Raw genomic sequence first — 17,573 nt, 5'->3', positions numbered from 1 at the left:
TGCCGAAATTTTCAGCGGCCAAGTAGGTGGGTGCAACCGGTCAAACTAGTAGTCTGGCGAAAATCGCCTTCGGCATGGTTTTTATTTCCTTGTTTTGCCAACCGATTAGCCAAGTCACTACGTAGGTCAGGCCATGAGCATTTCTACTACTATGTTATCTCTCCGCCGCTTTCTGCTTCTGCTACCGGCCTTCGGTCTGCTGCTTGCTACCAGCTGCACCCTGCGCGAAACCCGGCAGGAAGGAGCCCCCAGCGTAGAGCCGCAGATTAAGCTGCGCGGCATTGAGCAGGCCAGCCTGGGTACGCTCGATGTGCTGAACCTGCACACGCCTGCCGACGTGGACCTGCCGCGCCGCAACCAGCTTATTGAGGGCTATGTAAATAAGTCCCTGCCCCTGAAAATGCGGCTTAAGCTGAACGCGTATAACCCTAACCTGGAAGAAACCGCTATTACCGGCCTCGATTATACCGTGCTCGTAGATGGCCGGGAGCTGGGCTCGGGCCGTATGCCCCTGATGCTGGAGCTGCCCCCGCGCGACTCGGTGCGCGTGCCGTTTGACTTTGAGATGAACACCTATAAACTGCTCGGCAACGACGCTTTGCCCGCACTTCGCAACTTTGCTCTCGGGTTTGGCGACTTGCATCGCGAGCGCATAACCCTGCGCCTGCACCCCATTTTGCGTAACGGCCGGGGGCGGCTCAGTACCTTGATTAAGCGCCTGCCGCTGCCTATTGCCAGCAGCAAGGACAAAAATGCTTCTCCCGTGAAGCCTCGCCCGGCTGCGGCCAGCGCCGACTCGCGGGTGAAGCTCAGCCGGCCAGCTCCACAAACGTTATAAGAGTTATATTATATAGGTGTTTTATTGTTTGTGGCGTATCCGGCCCACCGGCCTGTCCCAGTAACCAAGGGCAGGTAGGTGGGCCGCTTTATGTTTACATAGTTCGCGTGCAGCTGGCTGGTACCCCGATAATACAGGCCTCGGCCGATGCAGCGCGCCAAACTATGGGCAGCGCATACTTGTGCTCCGCCGTTTTAAACTTCTTCCGTAGCGGCTTCCTGAATTTTCTCCCGCGATTCGAGCCGGTCGGCGGCGTTGGGCATTTCCAACTCGGCTTCCTGCTCCTGCCAGCCTCGGGGCTCGTAGCTGAGGCGGATAAAGATGGGAAAGTGGTCGGAGCCGATATGCGGCAGGCGCTGAATGCGCTGCAAGCGAAAGTGCGCCGAGTGGAAAACGTGGTCGAGCGGCCAGCGCAAGAGCTTATAATCGGCGTGGAAAGTGGGGAGCAGGCCCCGGCCCACGCGCGGGTCGAGCAGCCGGGCCAAGCGCCGGAATAGCTCGGAAGTATGCGACCACGCCACGTCGTTGAGGTCGCCGGCCACGATGGTTGGTCCGTCGTGCGCCTGAATGGCCCGGCCCACCAGCAAGAGCTCGGCGTCGCGGCGGGTACTGGTCTTGGATTCCTGCGGGGCAGGCGGTTTGGGATGCACAAAGTGCAGGTTGGCCTCAATGCCGCTGGGCAGTTGCACCCGGCCGTGAAACGAAGGAATGCCGGGGTCCAGAATAAACTGAATCTCTTTGTGCACCAGCGGCAAGCGTGAAAACACGAGCATGCCGTAGGTGTTTGCCAGCGGCGCGTGGCAGGTGTGCGGATACTCGCTGGTAATGCCTTCCAGCTGACTCAGCCACCACGCATCAGTCTCAACGGCCAGCACGACATCGGGCTGGTACTCCCGAATGACGCCGAGGCAGCGGGAGGCATCGCGGTTATACATCAGCACGTTGGTTACCAGCAGGCTGAGATGATTAGCCTTGTCGGTAGCGGGGCGCTGGCTGTCTTTAACCTGTTTGCGGTGCCAGGGTGTATAGGGCCACACGCGGGTAAGCTGGTAGAGTACCGCTGCCCCGATAGCCGCTAGTACTGCCGCCGTGTAGGCTGGCCGGGGGCCGCTATCAGTGAGGACCAATAGCAGCAGGCCCAGCAGCAGTCCGGCTAATATCTGAAGCCTGGGAAAGTCACATACCCGAATCCACCAGGCCGTTTGGCGAAGAAGCGGCAGCAGCGTAGCCAGCAGGCCCGCGCCACCCAGCACCAGCCCCAGGCCGTGCAGCAGTAAATAAAGAGTGGGCACGCAAGCGAAAAATAGGTCTTAGGCCGATGAGCAGGCAAAGATGGTAACAACCCGCTAAAGTTGGGCAACAAGGACGAGTAGGGGCGTTTGTCCTGCTTACTGCTTGGCGGTTGTGTTCCCAATACCTTTGGGGTATGGAAATATTGCTCGCCACTGTCACCACCCTGTTCTCGGTTGTCAACCCGTTTGGCGCCATGCCCATGTTTCTGACCCTAACCAGCGATGATACCAACTCGGAGCGCACGGCCACGGCCCTGCGCTCGTGCGTGTACATGATGGCGATTTTGTCGGTGGCCTTTTTCGGGGGGCAGTATATTCTTAACTTCTTTGGAATCAACATTCAGCACTTACGGATTGCGGGCGGCATTCTGCTCATGCGCTCGGCTTTCGACCTGCTGACGCCGGGGGCCAACCGCGACCGCGTGGGCCCCGACGCCCTGGAGGAAAGCAAGCAAAAGGACGATATCAGCTTTACGCCGCTGGCCATGCCCATGCTCTCGGGGCCGGGCTCCATGGCGCTTTGCATCGGCCTCATCCGGCCCACCTATGCCGACAAGGCGTTTACCGTGCTGGGCTTTGCGCTGGTAGCAGTGGCATCCTTTCTGATTCTGGTCTCGTCGCTTCGCCTCACCCGCCTCATGGGGCGGCCGGGCATGGCGGCGCTGGCCCGCATCATGGGTTTTCTAACGCTGGCTATCGGCGTCAACTTCTTCGTAACGGCCGTGAAGGTGCTTTTTCACGTCGAATAGGTTGTCGTTAGCGTTGCCGCTTCTGCCGACGAGTAAGCTACCCGTCAGCAGAAGCGGCTTTTTGCTACGGATTGGTGGACCACAGTCCCGCTTCCTTCACGAAGATGCGGCGGTTCAGCTTCAGCTGCGAAACGACAAATTCGGCAATGTCCTCGGGCTGCATCACCTTCTCGGGGTTGCCGTCGGTGAGGTTGTTGTTGATAGCCAGCTCGGTAGCTACGGTGCTCGGCGCCAGGGCGCTGACGCGAATATTACTTTTGCGCACTTCCTGCATCAGGGCTTCGCTCAAACCCATCACGGCAAACTTGGAGGCGCTGTAGGCGCTGCTGCCAGCTGCCGCGCGCAGCCCCGAAGTTGAAGAAATATTGATAATGTCGCCGCTCCGGCGCTCCAGCATGGCCGGCAGCGCGGCGCGGGTCACGTAGTACACGCCCAGCAAGTTGACGCGGATAATCTGCTCCCAGTCGGCCGGTGCCATATCCATGAACTTGGCAAATGTGCCGATGCCGGCGTTGTTTATCAGGATATCCGCCGGCCCCAGCTCACTCGTAAGGTGGGCTACGGCGGCATTTACGGCGGCTTCGTCGGCTACGTCGGCGGTGGCTACGCTGGTTTTTACGCCCAGCGCCTGCAGCTCAGCGGCTACGGCCTGCAACTGGTCGAGCGAGCGGGCCAGCAGGCCCACGTGCACGCCTTCGTGGGCCAGCGCCACCGCAATCGCTTTGCCGATTCCCTTGCCCGCGCCCGTGACAAGGGCGACTTTTCCGGTTAGTTTTTCCATGGAATGAAAGAATGAATGTGAGGAAAAATAGTCAGGCCATAACCGGACTAAGCGCCTGGAAGTTGGGTGCCGAGGCTGCGCAGTTGCATATTTTATATATATTAAATTTATAATATAATAAATTGCTGTTTTGCCGGTTCGGCACAACGCCCGGCTGCTTTGACTCGTCTTTAGCGGCATGAAAGCTATCGTCATCACCCGCCCCGGCGGCCCCGAAGTTCTCGCCTTGCAGGAGCGCCCGCGCCCGGTGCCGGCCGCCCACGAAGTACTCATCAGGGTAAAGGCGGCCGGCCTCAATCGCTCCGACATTGCCTTGCGAGAGGGCAAATACGGCGGCTCGCCCGTGGCCGGCGTAGTGCCCGGCCTGGAAATAGCCGGCGAGATAGTAGAGGTAGGCGCTAACGCCCCCCGCTGGCAAACCGGCGATGCCGTGTGCGCGCTTGTGAGCGAAGGAGCTTACGCCGAATACGCGGCCGTAGACGCCCGGCACTGTTTGCCGGTGCCGTCCGGCTGGTCGCTGGCCGAAGCCGCCAGCCTGCCCGAAACCACGTTCACGGTGTGGGCCAACGTCTTTCAGGCGGCGGCTTTGCAACCCAGCGAAACAGTGCTGGTGCATGGCGGCAGCAGCGGTATTGGGCTCACGCTCATTCAACTGGCGCGCGCGCTGGGCAGCCGGGCGCTGGCCACCGCCGGCTCAGGCGCCAAGTGCCGCGCCTGCGAAGAGTTTGGCGCGGCTAAGTGCGTAAACTACCGCGAGCAGGACTTCGAGCAGGCGTTTAAAGCCGAAAAAATCAACGTCATCCTCGACATGGTGGGCGGCGACTATACCGCCAAAAACCTGCGCCTGCTCGTGCCCGATGGCCGCCTGCAATACATCAATGCCATGCATGGCGCTAAAGTTGAGCTTAACCTGCTCGACGTTATGACCAAGCGGTTGAGAATGAGCGGCAGTATGCTGCGCCCACGCTCCGCGGAGTTTAAAGCCGCCCTAGCGGCCGAGGTAGAAAAGCACGTATGGCCGCTGGCCGCCAGCGGCCAGCTTCGGCCGGTTATCTACCAGACTTTTCCGTTAGCCGAAGCCGCCCTGGCCCAGCAGCTCATGGCCAGCAGCGAGCACATTGGCAAAATACTGCTGGTGAACGAGCTATAGCAGCTCGAGCCAGCTTTCCGTTGGCGGATTACTTCAGCACCTGGGCGGCGTGCTCCTTGGTATCAGGCCGCTTGATGACCTTCTCAATCAGGCCGTTGGCATCTATTAAGAATGTAGTGCGCACAGTTCCCCAGTAGGTTTTGCCGTAGTTTTTCTTCTCCTGCCACACCCCGTAGGCATTCACGATGGCCTTATCGGTATCGGCAACGAGCGGAAAGTTAAGGTCATATTTGGCCGCAAACCTGCCGTGCGATGCGGTGTCGTCGGTACTTACGCCCACCACGTTGATGCCCTGGGCCGCCAGCTGGCTTTCGTTATCGCGCAGGTTGCAGGCCTGGGCCGTGCAGCCGGGCGTATCGTCTTTGGGATAGAAGTAGAGGGCCACCCGCTGGCCGCGCAGGCTGCTCAGCGTGAAGGGGTTGCCGTGCTGGTCGGGGGCCGTAAAATCGGGAGCCAGGGTGCCGGGTTCGGGGAGCATGTTGTGAATGACTGATGACTAATGACTGATGACAAGTGCGTTATCTCAGCTGTAGTGGCGGGCCTGTAAAGCAATAGCACCGGAACGATGTGGGCCGGTTTTTCGGCCGGCTCAATTGCTGCATGGTGCCTGCCACGACAAACGATTTTCAGCGAAGAAGAGAGAAGAATTACAAATTCAAGGAAATAACCTTCTCATTACCGGCCTGGTCGGCGAGGTGCAGCTCGGCGGGGCCGCGCAGGTGGGGCCCCAGTGAATCGCCGGCCACGGTGAAAAGCGTGGCGTTCTTATACTCGTAGCGCAGCAGCCGGAAGCGTCCGCCGATAAGCAGCTTATACGAAGCCAGGCCCGACAACTCATCGCCTACACGAAAGGTGAGCTGCCCGCCCGCGCGGCCCAGCAGCTGAGCCGTGGGCGGCTTGGTATCGGTGTAGAGCCGGAACTGCCCAAACTGCTTAATGTTGGCCGAAATCTGGGTGCCGTCTTCGTTCCAGGTGCCGCCCACGTAGGCCCGCCCACCATTAGCCGATACGCTATATACGGCCGTGTGCATGTGGTCGGCGGGTGGGGCCACGGGCTTTAGCGTGAGGCGTAGGGGCAGGTAAAGCGGCACGAGCGGCGTGCCGACCGTCCAGCTTTCGGGCGCGGCGGGGCCGGCATCGGCCCGGTGCAGGGTGCTGAGGTAAAAGGTCGAAAACAGCGTTTGGGAGCCGAAAACCACATTCAGGAAAGGCGTCGCGTAGTTGGTTTCCTGGCCGCCCGCAATGATAGCCTGGCGGTCGAAAGCCTGGTGAATATCGCCCAGCAGCAGCGAGTCGGGCAGGCCGGCGCGCAGGTCGTAGAGGTAGGTAGTGGCGGCGCCCACGGTATAGCTGGGGCGCAGGGCCAGCTGCCGGCCGCCCCGGCGCAGCAGCAAATACTGCGGCTGCCCGGCAGAGTCGGTTGGGGCGTGGAGTACGGTGGCCCGCAGCAGATTGCGCGTAATGTCGTAGCTGAGCCTGGCCCGGCCGGCCGCAGCCGCCGCGCCGGGCAGGCGGGCATAGTCGGCGGGCTTTTCGCCGCGCAGTACCAGGTGAGCGGTAGCCTTGTTGTTGTACGAGTCGGCCAGCTCCAAATCAATGCTATAGACCTTGCCATCTTCCACATTGAGCTTGCCCTGGCCCAGGCCCGGCGGGGTATAGAAGGGCAGGTCATTGCCTTCCTCCACCCACAGCTTTTGCAGGGTGCGGCCGTTGGTGCGGGCGTAGGCGTAGTCCACAAAGTTGTTGACCTGCCGCGTGCCGTTCGGAAATGGCACCGCGTCGATAACGTGCTGGTAGTGCGGCTGGCCGTTTACCCGCATCGTCACGCGCTGAATGCCATTCTTATTCCAGGCGTTATCAAACCGGTCGAAGCCCTGCAAAAGCAGGCCTATCTGCCCAAAGCAGCGGATAGTATCGGGCCACGCGGTGGCCGCGCCCGAGGCAGGCTGCACCCTGGGCACCAGCAGCGCGCGCTCGAAGCGCCCCCGCACCCGCGCCGTAATGGCCAGGGGCTCCACGGCCAGCGCTTGCAGCGTAGGCCCGGTATGGTCCTGGATTTCGGCAAAGCCGCCCCATTGCAGAGGGTTGAGCTGGCGGTCCTGGGCATCGCGCACTTCCCAGTGCACGTGCGGGCCGGCCGAGCCGCCGGTATTGCCCGACAGCGCCACTTCTTCGCCGCGCTTCACCGGATATTTGTCTTTCGGAAAAAACAGCTCCAGCTCGTAGGTCTGCTTTTCGTACTGGCGGTGCAGCAGCTCGATGCCGGCCGCGCCCTCAAACTTATTGAGGTGGCCGTATACCGTCGTCAGGCCATTGGGGTGCGTGATATACAGCACGTTGCCGTAGCCAAACGACGACTGCTTGAGCCGCGAGATGTAGCCATCGGCTGCCGCATACACGGGCCGGTTGACCACCCCGCCCGTTTTGATATCGAGGCCACCGTGGAAATGATTGGGCCGCAGCTCGCCCATGCTGGCCGCCAGCAGGCCCGGCTGCCCCGGCGCAATCGGAAACAGGAAGTAGCCGGGCGGTACCTCTACTTTACCGGCCGCCGCGGCCGGCCTGATGGGGCCACTTACGCGGCGGGTATGGGTAGTGGTGTCGTCCTGGCCATCATCCTGGCCGTGGCCGATGGTAGCTACTGCGAGCAAGCCGACCGCAACTGGCAAAGAAACCCGGCCTAATAATCTGAAAGTAAGCAAAATAATCTGTCTTGATAACTAAAAACACTGGCAACGGCTGCCGCGAAGCAGCGGTACGCCCCCTCGTTGCACGCGGCCAAAAGGGCGGTTTCGACAAAGGCATACGCCGGGATGCGTCGCTAGCCTAATCAGCCAGCTCCTAGCGCACGGGTACGTCCAGTATTTTTTCGTCTTCCAGGTAGCCGGTCAGCTCGTCGCCCACTTTTACCGGACCTACCCCGGCGGGCGTGCCCGTAAAAATGAGGTCACCCTGCTTTAGGGTAATATATTGCGATACAAAGCTGAGAATTTTGGCAAACGGGTGCAGCATCAGCCCCGAGTTGCCCTGCTGGCGCACTTCGCCGTTTACTTCGAGCCGAAAGTTGATATTGGCAAAATCGGGAAAATCTGCCACTGGCTTAAATACCGGCGAGATAGGGGCCGAGCCGTCGAAAGCCTTGGCCAGCTCCCAGGGCAGGCCTTTTTTCTTCAATTCGCTTTGCAGGTCGCGGGCGGTGAAGTCGATACCCAGGCCAATGGCATCGAAATACGTGTGGGCAAACTTCTCCTCGATATGCCGGCCGTTTTTGCTGATGCGCAGTACCAGCTCCAGCTCGTGGTGGACGTCGTGCGAGAAAGTCGGCACAAAAAATGGCTGGCCCCGCTGCACCAGCGCGGTTTCGGGCTTGAGGAAGATGACCGGCGCAGCGGGCGTTTCGTTTTGCAGCTCAGCAATATGGTCGGCATAGTTGCGGCCGATACAGATAATTTTCATGGGGAAGTAAGGAGAGAAGGGGAGAGCAGGAAAGCAGAAGCCACCGGGCAGCCAGAAGCGATACGGAGAAAACGCAGGTTGGTAGACTCGCGGCTTGCCGTTCGTTTTCGGCTTTCTTTCTGCTACAAAGTAAACATTTCCCCCGGCCGGTTGCGTATAGGCAGTGCCGTTCAGCATTAAAAAAGGGTGTTGTTTGGCAGACTATCCCACTCTTCTTTTTCTCTCACCTTCACTTTTTTCATGTTAAAGAACTTTGTACTAGCCAGTAGCCTGCTGCTTGCCGCCGGCTGCACAACCGTGCCGATTACGGGCCGGCGCCAGCTCAGTCTGGTGTCGGACAGCGAGATGAATACGCTGGCCATCACGCAATACAAGCAAACCCTGGGTACGGCCAAGCTCTCAACCAATGCCGAGCAAACCGCTATGGTGCGCCGCGTGGGCCAGCGGGTAGCCGCCGCCGTGGAGCAGTATTTTAAGCAGCAGGGCCAGTCGAGCCAGCTCGAAGGCTACCAGTGGGAGTTTAACCTGATTGATGACCCTAAAACGGTGAACGCCTGGTGCATGCCCGGCGGCAAAGTGGCCGTGTACTCCGGCATATTACCCCTGACCAGGGACGAGAATGGCCTGGCCGTGGTGCTGGGCCACGAAATCTCGCACGCCGTAGCCAAGCACGGGGCCGAGCGCATGAGCGACCAGCTGGCCGCCCAGCTCGGGGGCACGGCGCTTTCCACGGCCCTCTCGCAAAACCCCACCGTGACGAATACGCTGTTTCAACAGGCGGTGGGCGTGGGCACGCAGGGGATGCTGCTGAAGTTCAGCCGGCGCCAGGAAAGCGAGGCCGACCACCTGGGCCTGATTTTTATGGCGATGGCCGGCTACAACCCGGAAGGCGCAATTCCGTTCTGGGAGCGGATGGCCGCTCAAAGCCAGACTAACATGCCGGCATTTCTCTCTGACCACCCCAGCGATGCCACCCGCATTGCCGACCTGAAGAGCCTGATGCCCGAAGCCCTGAAATATTACAAGCCCCGTTAGATAAGGCAGATGGGGAGCGGAAAGCCGCTGTTTATCAGCAATTTTTTACTCCCCGCTGCTTTCTGCTTAGCTACTTTCTGCTCGCTTATGACCCGTACGTTACCCCGCTTATTTGGTCTGCTTCTGCTCGGCGTGCTCAGTAGCCTGCTGCTGCTTTGCTCGTGCGAAGCCACCCGCACCCGTGAAGCCAGCAACCCGGCCCATGAGGCGCAGCGCGTAAGCGACGCGGCGGGGGCGGCGCTGTCGGGCGCGGCCAGCAGCCACCAGATTATGCGCCTCGATAGTAAAGGCGGGGTAAAGTACAAGCTGGCGCAGTCGGTAATGGCGGCCGCCCTTATCCGGCAGTTTCACGACGGCACGGTTATCGACCGCATTATGGTGCGTAAGGCGCCCGGCAGCGATGCCGCGCGGCCCGTTTACTACCTTATTGGTATGGGGCACAACAACGGTAGCTACCGGGCGGTGGCCCTGCCTCTGCACGGCACCGACGACAGTACCTTTTACCTCACGCCCAGCGCCAGCCGCTACGTCATCTCGGGGATAGGCTGCCCAAGCTGCTACTTCGATTTCGAGGACGGGCACATTATCGGCACCACCTGCGACGACAACTCGGGCGGCAGCAGCTGCACCCTCAAAGTGCTGCCCGAAAACGAGGTTTTTGCGACCACCCGGCCCGACCCGGCCATCAAGCCCGGCGCTGCTAAATGAGCCGCGCCGCCAAATGGGCCCTGCGCCTGAGCCTGGCCGCCCTGGCTATCTTGCTGGCTAATGACAGCGGCCGGCCACCCCGCCCCCCAAAGCCCGCCGTTTAGCCGGCTTTCTTGCCACAGCAACCGCCCGACAGCAAAAAGCCGTCAGGCCTGCGCGGGCCGGGGGCTGATTGCCAGTGCCCGGCAATAGCAGCAGTGCAACAGAATAATCAGTCCGGTGTGAATCGTCCAGATGTTGCGGTTAAAGGCCATCGAATAGTGCTGCATCATATAGTTGCTGAAAAGCGCTATTTGCAGATACCCCACAAAATACAGGAATAAGCCAATTGATACCCAAAACATTGGCTCTTGCGTCAGGCTCCGGATTTGCAGCTCGTGGAGCAGCTTGCGAAAATAAAGCCCGACCATTGCCAGTATCAGCAGGCCCTGAATAACCTGCTGGCCGGGCCTGAACCGGGTGAGGTCGGCCGCCAGTAAGCTATCGAGTAAGGCATAAGCGGCAAAGCCGCCGACCAGCCACGGTACTACTTTGTTGAAAGCCGCCGATTGCAGCGTGCGCGCGTACACCAGGGCCAGCAGCCAGAATTCACCCACCGTGTATAGTGGCATGATAAACAGGTTGTTGCGTTGCAGCAGCCCCATAATTTCTCCGCCCAGGTCGAGCGGTAGCTCAAACCAGGCCAGCCAGGCCAGGTAGCGCAGGTTGCCCGGCAGCTGGCGATACCGCTGGCCGGCAATGATGGCTGCGCCAATAATAGGCAGCAGTATCAGCACCGCCGTTACGAGCTGCGAGGTGGTAGGAGCGGAAGCAGTCATGCACGATAGGGCAAGTCGAATACCATAAATGACGGCCGGGGCAAATATATAATTCATTATATTTTTGCCCCGGCAGACTAGCCGGCTACTTCGGCCGCCAGGGCGGCAATGTCCAGTCCGTCGAAGGTGCCGGAGGTCATTAGCAGCAGGTTGGTATCGGCCCAGGTCTGCGCCTGCAGGAAGGCCGCCAGCTCGACGCTGTTGGTAAATACGCGCAAATCGGGTCGGGCGAAGGCAGCCGCCACGGCTTCGGGGGGCAGGGGCGGCAAGCGCTTGTGCTCGAGCACGTGCGGGTTGAAGTACACCACGGCCACGTCGGGCGCATCGAAGCAGTGCGCGTACTGCGGCAAAAAGGCCGGGTTGAGCGAGCTGAACGTGTGGAGCTCCAGGCAGGCCACCAGCCGCCGCTGCGGAAACTGCTGCTTGAGGGCCGCCGCCGTGGCGCGCAGCTTGCTGGGCGCGTGGGCAAAGTCCTTGTACACCACCGACGTAGCGCCAGCCTGTACCAGCTCGAGCCGCCGCGCCGCGCCCCTGAAGGTGGCTACGGCCTTATAAAAATCCTTGCCTTTGATACCCAGCTGCTTACAAACTTCCTTGGCCGCCGAGATGTTGCGCAGGTTGTGCTCGCCGAATACCTGGATGGGCACCTCCTCGTCCTTTTTGGTCAGCAAAAACGTGCGGCCATCCCGGATAACGTGCTCGTGGGGCCGTAGCCCACGTAGGTTACATCGGGGCTGGTAGGCACGGCTACCAATTGAGTTTGCTCGTCGTCGCGGTCGTAGATGAGCACGCCGGCCTTGGGCGTCTGGCGGGCAAAAACCTCGAACTGCTCGCGGTAGATTTCCTCGGTCGGAAACACGTTGATGTGGTCCCAGCTGATACCCGAAATTACGCCGATGTGGTGCTGATAGAGGTGAAACTTGGGCCGCCGGTCGATGGGCGACGACAAGTACTCGTCACCCTCAATAATGATAACCGGCGCGTCGTCGGTCAGTTGCACCATCAGCTCGAAGCCCGCCAGCTGCGCGCCCACCGCATAGTCGAATTTGCGTTTGTGAAAGCGCAGCACGTGCAGAATCAGGGCCGTAATGCTCGTTTTGCCGTGCGAGCCGCCGATTACCACGCGCTGCTTGTCCTTGCTGGCCTCATAGATATATTCAGGAAATGAATATATTTTGATGCCCAGCTCCTGGGCGCGGGCCAGTTCGGGGTTGTCGGGCCGGGCGTGCATGCCCACAATCACGGCCGACAAGCCGGCGTGAATCTTTTCAGGATGCCAGCCCTCTGTTTCGGGCAGCAGGCCGGCCTGGGCCAGCCGGGTGCGGGCCGGCTCAAAAATCTCGTCGTCGGAGCCCGTTACGTGCGTGCCGCGCTGCTGCAAAGCCAGCGCCAGGTTGTGCATGATGCTGCCCCCGACGGCAATGAGGTGAATATTTTCCAAAATACTTATTATTAATAGCTTATTGCGAAAAGCTGACCACGGCAAACACCGCATGCGGAGCCCCTGGCGTAGGGAAACTCTGGTGGTAAGCAGCCTACTGCCAGCCCCTTGGGCAAGACGAAAGTACGGCTGGGCCTGCGAGCGGCCCAGGGCAGCTACCCAAATAGCAGAAGGGTGGGAGCTTTCTTTTCGGGCACTTTTAAGTTAGCTTTGTTAGTTCGGGCACTCACCTGCCCGGCTGCTTTTTCCGCAAAGGCTACCTCCGCGCTGTATATCCGTCTTTTGCCCCTGCCTAACCCAATGAATGACCGTATGGACGACCGCCTCAAGCAATCTGCGGCCCGTGCCGCTGCCGCCTTCCAGGGCGTGCGCGGTGGGAGGCAGCCCGTGCCCATGTCGCCCACCGGCAAGCTGCCGCCCCAGCGCCTCGAAATGGAAGCCGCCGTGCTCGGCGCCCTCATGCTCGAGAAGGATGCGCTCACCACGGTGGTCGATATCCTCAAAGCGCACAGCTTTTACAAAGATGGCCATCAGCGTATCTATAAGGCTATCAGCAACTTGTTTGATAAGTCGGAGCCCATCGACCAGCTCACCGTGGTGCAGGAGCTGCGCGAGATGGGCGAGCTGGAGGCCGCCGGCGGCGTGGGCTATGTGGCCGGCCTCACCATGCACATCAACTCGGCGGCCAACATCGAGGCCCACGCCCGCGTGATTCTGGAGGCGGCCATCAAGCGCGAGCTGATTCGCACCGCTACCGACATCCTGCGCGACGCCTACGAGGAAACCACCGACGTATTTGAGCTGCTCGACGCCACGGAGAAGAACATCTTCCAGGTGTCGGAAGACAACATGCGCAAGGGCGTCGACTCGATGCAGGATTTGATGGTGAAGGCCATTAAAGAGCTCGAAGAAAAGAAGCACCAGAAAGACGGATTGACGGGTGTGCCCACCGGCTTCTCGGCGCTCGACCGCGTAACGAGCGGCTGGCAACCGTCTGACCTGGTGATTATTGCGGCCCGGCCCGGCATGGGTAAATGCCTGGCGCTGGGTACCAAGGTGGTGATGTATGATGGTACGCTGCGCCGCGTGGAAGACGTGCGCGAAGGCGACCTGCTGATGGGCGACGACTCGACGCCGCGCCGGGTGCTGAGCCTGGCGCGTGGCCGCGAAAACATGTACTGGGTGCGCCAGAATAAAGGCGACGACTACCGCGTAAATGAGAGCCACATTCTCTCGCTCAAGCGCAGCCGCAACGAAGGGCCGCACCGCCACGGCGACGTGCTGAATATAGAGGTTCGTGAATGGTTGAAAAAAGGCCCCAAGTTTCAGTCGAACTACAAAGGCTACAAAGTGGCCCTGGAGTTTGCCGAACAGACGGTGCCGCTCGACCCTTATTTTCTGGGTGTGTGGCTGGGTGACGGCGCTGCCGGCAATTGCCGCATCACCGGCCAGGATGCCGAAATCATTGACTACCTGCACCAGTACGCCGATGAGCTGGGCATGCAGGTAACCACCGGCGTAGTAACCGACCGCTGCAACAGCTACGGCATTACGCGCGGCCGGCAGGGTGGGAGCGTTGCCGAATACTCGGTGCAGGACGAGCTGCGCCAGCTGGGCGTGCTCAATAACAAGCACATTCCGCAGGCTTACCTGGTCAACTCGACCGAGTACCGCCTGCGCCTGCTGGCTGGTCTTATCGACTCCGACGGCCACCTCAACGTGGTGAGCAATGGCTACGAGATTACTCAGAAAAACAAGAAGTTAGCCCGCCAGATTAAATTCCTGTGCGATTCGCTGGGCTTCCGCACGTCGCTGACGAAGAAGCGCGCCGTCATCAGCAAAATCGGCTACGAGAGCGAGGTGTGGCGCGTGCGCTTCTACGGCGACGTAGATAAGATTCCGGTGCGCGTGGCGCGCAAAAAGGCGAATCCCTGGGCTTCCGCTGTCGATTGGCGCATGACCGGAATCTCAGTCGAGTTTGATAAAGAGGACGATTACTACGGCTTCGAGATTGACGGCAATCACCTGTTTCTGCTGGCCGACTGCACCGTGACGCACAATACGGCGTTCGTGGTGTCGGCCATGCGCAATGCGGCCGTCGATTTCAAGAAGCCGGTCGCCATTTTCTCGCTCGAAATGTCGTCGCTGCAGCTGGTCAATCGTCTGATTTCGGCCGAGGCGGAGCTGGATTCCGAGAAAATCAAGAAGGGCAACCTGGCCGATTACGAATGGGCGCAGCTCAACCACAAGATTTCTTCGCTCTCCTCGGCCCCGATTTTTATCGACGACACGCCCGCGCTCAGCATCCGCGAGCTGCGCGCCAAGTGCCGCCGCCTCAAATCGCAGCACGATATCCAGCTCATTATCATCGACTACCTCCAGCTGATGAGCGGCGGCGAGGCCGGCCGGCCGGGCGGCAACCGCGAGCAGGAGATTGCCAGCATCTCGCGCGCCCTCAAGGGAATAGCAAAGGAATTGAATATTCCGGTTATTGCGCTGTCGCAGCTCTCGCGCTCGGTCGAGACGCGCGGCGGCGACAAGAAGCCCCAGCTGAGCGACCTGCGCGAATCGGGCTCCATCGAGCAGGATGCCGACATGGTTATCTTCCTGTACCGGCCTGAATATTATAAGATTACCGAAGATGAGATGGGCAACCCCACTCAGGGCATGGGCGAGGTGATTATTGCCAAGCACCGCAACGGCTCGCTCGAAACGGTGCAGCTCAAGTTTATCGGCCGCTTCACCAAGTTTGCCGACCTCGACGGGTTTGATGGGGGAGGAGATGCGGGCGGCTTCGGCGGCGCACCGGCGTTTTCGTCCAACTCCTTCCCAACCAGTAGCTTCGACTCGGAACCGGCCGGTGGGCCCGCGCCGGGCGGTGGCTTTGCGCCGAACACCATCCGCCTGGGCTCGCGCATGAACGACGCGCCGCCCTCGCCGGTGCCCTTCCCCAAGAGCAACAGCTTTGGCGAGGAACCACCGTTTTAGTGAGGATACTGCTTAGAGCTATTTGTACTCTATACTCCTATAGAAAAAGAAAAAGGAACTGACTTTCGTTAGGTTTGAGGTAGCCGGACAAGTAGCTTTGCTCCACCTTTTTCTTAACTACAATGGAGCCAGTATATACCCTTGACCAAGCGAAGCCTGCCATTTATTCGCCTCGGGTGGTACGGGTTTTCTCCGTCCTATTTAGTGGGCTGGCCGGTGGTATTCTGACATTTCATTCACTAAGAGATGCCGGCCAGCCAGCTGCCGCCCGGCAGGCATTGTGGGCCAGTATTGGCTATACAGCTTTAACGGTACTGTTAGTGAACCTGATTTCAACAAAAACCGGGGGATAGCTCTCGGTTTAAACTTAGGCTGGAGTTACGTACTCGATAGATATTACTTCAAGAAATACCTGCCTGACGAAGCTAGCTTTCCCCGCAAGAGTTGGGTCAAGCCTTTGCTTATCTGGCTGGTGATAAGTGCTTTTTTTGTATGGGCTATGCTAAATCAAGGGATTTGAGTGGGTAACAGCTTAGTCCTCCCCCTCCTATGCGCGGCCTCGCTGCTGGCCGGCCTCATCGACGGCATGGTGGGCGGGGGCGGCCTTATTCAACTGCCGGCGCTCCTGCTTTTATTACCCAAAGTGCCGGTGCCCACGGTGCTGGGCACCGGCAAAGTTGCCAGTCTGGCCGGCACCTCGGCTTCGGCATTTCGGTATTTGCGCGGGTTGAGCGGAGTAGCTATCAACTGGCGCACGGTGGCGGTGGCGGCGGTGGTGGCAGGCTGCTTTGCGCTGCTGGGGGCGCGGGCCGTAAGCGGCCTCAACAAAGACCTGGTGAAGCCGCTGGTGCTGGCGCTGCTGGTGCTGATGGCCGCCTACACCTTCTGGCGCAAGGACTTCGGCAGCTTGCACGCCCCGCGCCTGCGCGGGAGCCGCGAGCTGTGGACGGGCGTGGCGCTGGGTGCCAGCATCGGGTTTTACGACGGCTTCTTCGGGCCGGGCACGGGTAGCTTGCTGCTGTTTGCGTTTGTGGGGCTGTTTGGCTACGACTTTCTGGCGGCTTCGGCCTCGGCCAAGGTAGTGAATATTGCCACCAACATTACCGGGCTGGCCTATTTTATCTCGACCGGGCAGGTGCTCTACTACTACGCCCTGCCGATGGCGGCCTGCAACGTGCTGGGTTCTACGCTGGGCGCGCGGCTGGCGCTACGGCGCGGCACGGGCTTCGTGCGGGTGCTGTTTTTGGGCGTGGTAAGTGCGTTTATTCTCAAGCTGGGCTATGAGGTGCTGCAAACTGCCTAGCATCAGCCGCCAGGCCCTGCACAAACTGCCAGCCCGGCCCCGCCATAGCAAGGTGCCAACCCAACCTTACGCCCGGTAAAGCGGTTAGCCAGCTTCACGCGTGCGCTACCCAATGGCTACTCCAAAACCAACCATCCTTATTACCGGGGCTACCGGCCAGATAGGCGGCGATGTATTGCGCCGCCTGCAGGCCGATGATTCCTGCACGCTGGTAGCTGCCGTGCGCTCGCCCGACAAGGCGCTGCCGCTGACGGCGCAGGGCATTCGCAGCGTTATTCTCGATTTTGATAAGGAAGAAACGCTGGGCCCGGCTCTGCAAGGCATCGACCGGGCGTTGCTCGTGACGGGCTACACCGTAGATATGCTGCGCCAGAGCAAGGCATTTCTGGATAAGGCGAAGGCGGCCGGCGTGCAGCATATGGTGCACCTTGGAGCCTGCGGCCGCGACGATACTACGGTGGCGCACTGGGCCTGGCATCAATTAGTGGAGCGCTATATTGAGTGGTCGGGCTTCTCGTTTACGCACCTGCGGCCCGAAACCTTTATGCAAAACCTGCTCAGCTACGGCGGTACGCAGGTGGTGCGTGCGGGTGTTATTGAGCAATACACCGGCGATGCCCGCCTGAGCTGGGTTGATGCCGAAGACGTGGCCCTGGTGGCAGTGCAGGCGCTGCTGCATCCGGCGCAGCACGCCGGGCAGACCTATCGCCTCGGCTACGATGCCAAATCGTACGGCGAAATTGCCGCTGTTATGGCGCAGGTGCTCGGTCAACCGTTTCGCTACCAAGCCCTGCCACCCGAGATTTTTTTGGAAAATATGCGGGCAGCCGGGGCCGAAATGGCCTACATGCACTGCGTGTACGAACACTACAAGCGCTACGCGGCCCACACCTTGCCCGGCGCCGATGATACGTTCGACAACTTCTTCGGCATTACCGGGCAGGCGCCGGTGACGTGGACGGATTTTGTAGCGAAGCACCGGGCGTCGTTCGCGTATTAATGACCACAGCACCA

General features: G+C 60.1%; 16 protein-coding genes. 8 read left to right on the top strand and 8 right to left on the bottom strand.

The genetic code is table 11. The features are described 5' to 3' along the window. Window positions 1-151 precede the first annotated feature (151 nt). A complete protein-coding gene (locus tag F6X24_RS17000) occupies window positions 152-838 on the top strand; it encodes a hypothetical protein (protein WP_151089141.1) in 687 nt (228 codons plus the stop codon). A gap of 194 nt (window positions 839-1,032) precedes the next feature. On the opposite strand, the gene F6X24_RS16995 is transcribed toward F6X24_RS17000, so the two are convergent. Further along, entirely contained in the window at window positions 1,033-2,130 is a 1,098-nt protein-coding gene (locus F6X24_RS16995; protein ID WP_151089140.1) for an endonuclease/exonuclease/phosphatase family protein, read from the bottom strand. 134 nt (window positions 2,131-2,264) lie between these two features. Here F6X24_RS16995 and F6X24_RS16990 point away from each other — a divergent pair, with 134 nt between their 5' ends. Then, window positions 2,265-2,879 carry a MarC family protein gene (locus F6X24_RS16990; RefSeq protein ID WP_151089139.1) on the top strand — a complete coding sequence of 205 codons (615 nt, stop codon included), beginning with the start codon at window positions 2,265-2,267 and terminating at the stop codon, window positions 2,877-2,879. Between the two features lie 64 nt (window positions 2,880-2,943). On the opposite strand, the gene F6X24_RS16985 is transcribed toward F6X24_RS16990, so the two are convergent. Further along, the gene (locus tag F6X24_RS16985) at window positions 2,944-3,660 is read right to left on the bottom strand and encodes a 3-ketoacyl-ACP reductase (RefSeq protein WP_151089138.1); all 717 of its coding nucleotides are present in this window, start codon (window positions 3,658-3,660) and stop codon (window positions 2,944-2,946) included. A gap of 178 nt (window positions 3,661-3,838) precedes the next feature. Between F6X24_RS16985 and F6X24_RS16980 the strand changes: the two genes are divergently transcribed. Continuing rightward, entirely contained in the window at window positions 3,839-4,810 is a 972-nt protein-coding gene (locus F6X24_RS16980) for an NAD(P)H-quinone oxidoreductase (RefSeq protein WP_151089137.1), read from the top strand. A gap of 28 nt (window positions 4,811-4,838) precedes the next feature. Here F6X24_RS16980 and bcp read toward each other — a convergent pair whose 3' ends face one another. The 3 genes from bcp to F6X24_RS16965 all read right to left on the bottom strand — a co-directional run bounded on the left by bcp (window position 4,839) and on the right by F6X24_RS16965 (window position 8,266). Further along, complete coding sequence (gene bcp / locus F6X24_RS16975) at window positions 4,839-5,288, bottom strand: thioredoxin-dependent thiol peroxidase (protein ID WP_151089136.1); 450 nt, start codon at window positions 5,286-5,288, stop codon at window positions 4,839-4,841. Between the two features lie 169 nt (window positions 5,289-5,457). Further along, complete coding sequence (locus tag F6X24_RS16970; RefSeq protein ID WP_151089135.1) at window positions 5,458-7,479, bottom strand: M23 family metallopeptidase; 2,022 nt, start codon at window positions 7,477-7,479, stop codon at window positions 5,458-5,460. Between the two features lie 172 nt (window positions 7,480-7,651). Next, window positions 7,652-8,266: a fumarylacetoacetate hydrolase family protein gene (locus F6X24_RS16965; protein ID WP_151089134.1), complete on the bottom strand. Its 615-nt coding sequence runs from the start codon at window positions 8,264-8,266 to the stop codon at window positions 7,652-7,654. 240 nt (window positions 8,267-8,506) lie between these two features. On the opposite strand from F6X24_RS16965, the gene F6X24_RS16960 reads away from it, so the two are divergent. Beyond that, window positions 8,507-9,301: a M48 family metallopeptidase gene (locus tag F6X24_RS16960; protein ID WP_151089133.1), complete on the top strand. Its 795-nt coding sequence runs from the start codon at window positions 8,507-8,509 to the stop codon at window positions 9,299-9,301. Window positions 9,302-9,388: 87 nt separating this feature from the next. Further along, window positions 9,389-10,009, top strand: a complete 621-nt coding sequence (locus tag F6X24_RS16955; protein ID WP_151089132.1) for a hypothetical protein — start codon at window positions 9,389-9,391, stop codon at window positions 10,007-10,009. 146 nt (window positions 10,010-10,155) lie between these two features. Here the strand turns inward: F6X24_RS16955 and F6X24_RS16950 are convergent, their stop codons facing one another. The 3 genes from F6X24_RS16950 to F6X24_RS19375 all read right to left on the bottom strand — a co-directional run bounded on the left by F6X24_RS16950 (window position 10,156) and on the right by F6X24_RS19375 (window position 12,268). After that, complete coding sequence (locus F6X24_RS16950; protein ID WP_151089131.1) at window positions 10,156-10,827, bottom strand: hypothetical protein; 672 nt, start codon at window positions 10,825-10,827, stop codon at window positions 10,156-10,158. 77 nt (window positions 10,828-10,904) lie between these two features. After that, the gene (locus tag F6X24_RS19380) at window positions 10,905-11,498 is read right to left on the bottom strand and encodes a glutamate ligase domain-containing protein (protein WP_317132493.1); all 594 of its coding nucleotides are present in this window, start codon (window positions 11,496-11,498) and stop codon (window positions 10,905-10,907) included. Further along, window positions 11,492-12,268 carry a Mur ligase domain-containing protein gene (locus tag F6X24_RS19375; protein ID WP_317132492.1) on the bottom strand — a complete coding sequence of 259 codons (777 nt, stop codon included), beginning with the start codon at window positions 12,266-12,268 and terminating at the stop codon, window positions 11,492-11,494. Before F6X24_RS19375 ends, F6X24_RS19380 begins: the two co-directional genes overlap by 7 nt. A gap of 393 nt (window positions 12,269-12,661) precedes the next feature. Here F6X24_RS19375 and dnaB point away from each other — a divergent pair, with 393 nt between their 5' ends. The 3 genes from dnaB (at window position 12,662) to F6X24_RS16930 (ending at window position 17,559) form a co-directional block, all read left to right on the top strand. After that, entirely contained in the window at window positions 12,662-15,256 is a 2,595-nt protein-coding gene (gene dnaB, locus F6X24_RS16940) for a replicative DNA helicase (protein WP_229725527.1), read from the top strand. Between the two features lie 520 nt (window positions 15,257-15,776). Further along, window positions 15,777-16,559, top strand: a complete 783-nt coding sequence (locus F6X24_RS16935) for a sulfite exporter TauE/SafE family protein (RefSeq protein ID WP_229725192.1) — start codon at window positions 15,777-15,779, stop codon at window positions 16,557-16,559. Window positions 16,560-16,671: 112 nt separating this feature from the next. Continuing rightward, window positions 16,672-17,559, top strand: a complete 888-nt coding sequence (locus F6X24_RS16930; RefSeq protein ID WP_151089129.1) for an SDR family oxidoreductase — start codon at window positions 16,672-16,674, stop codon at window positions 17,557-17,559. The last annotated feature ends 14 nt before the right edge of the window (window positions 17,560-17,573 follow it).

Origin of the sequence: Hymenobacter baengnokdamensis (genome assembly GCF_008728635.1) — a bacterium.
Lineage (GTDB): Bacteria > Bacteroidota > Bacteroidia > Cytophagales > Hymenobacteraceae > Hymenobacter > Hymenobacter baengnokdamensis.
Note: the sequence above shows the minus strand (reverse complement) of the source record. Positions and strands in the feature narration are given on the sequence as shown.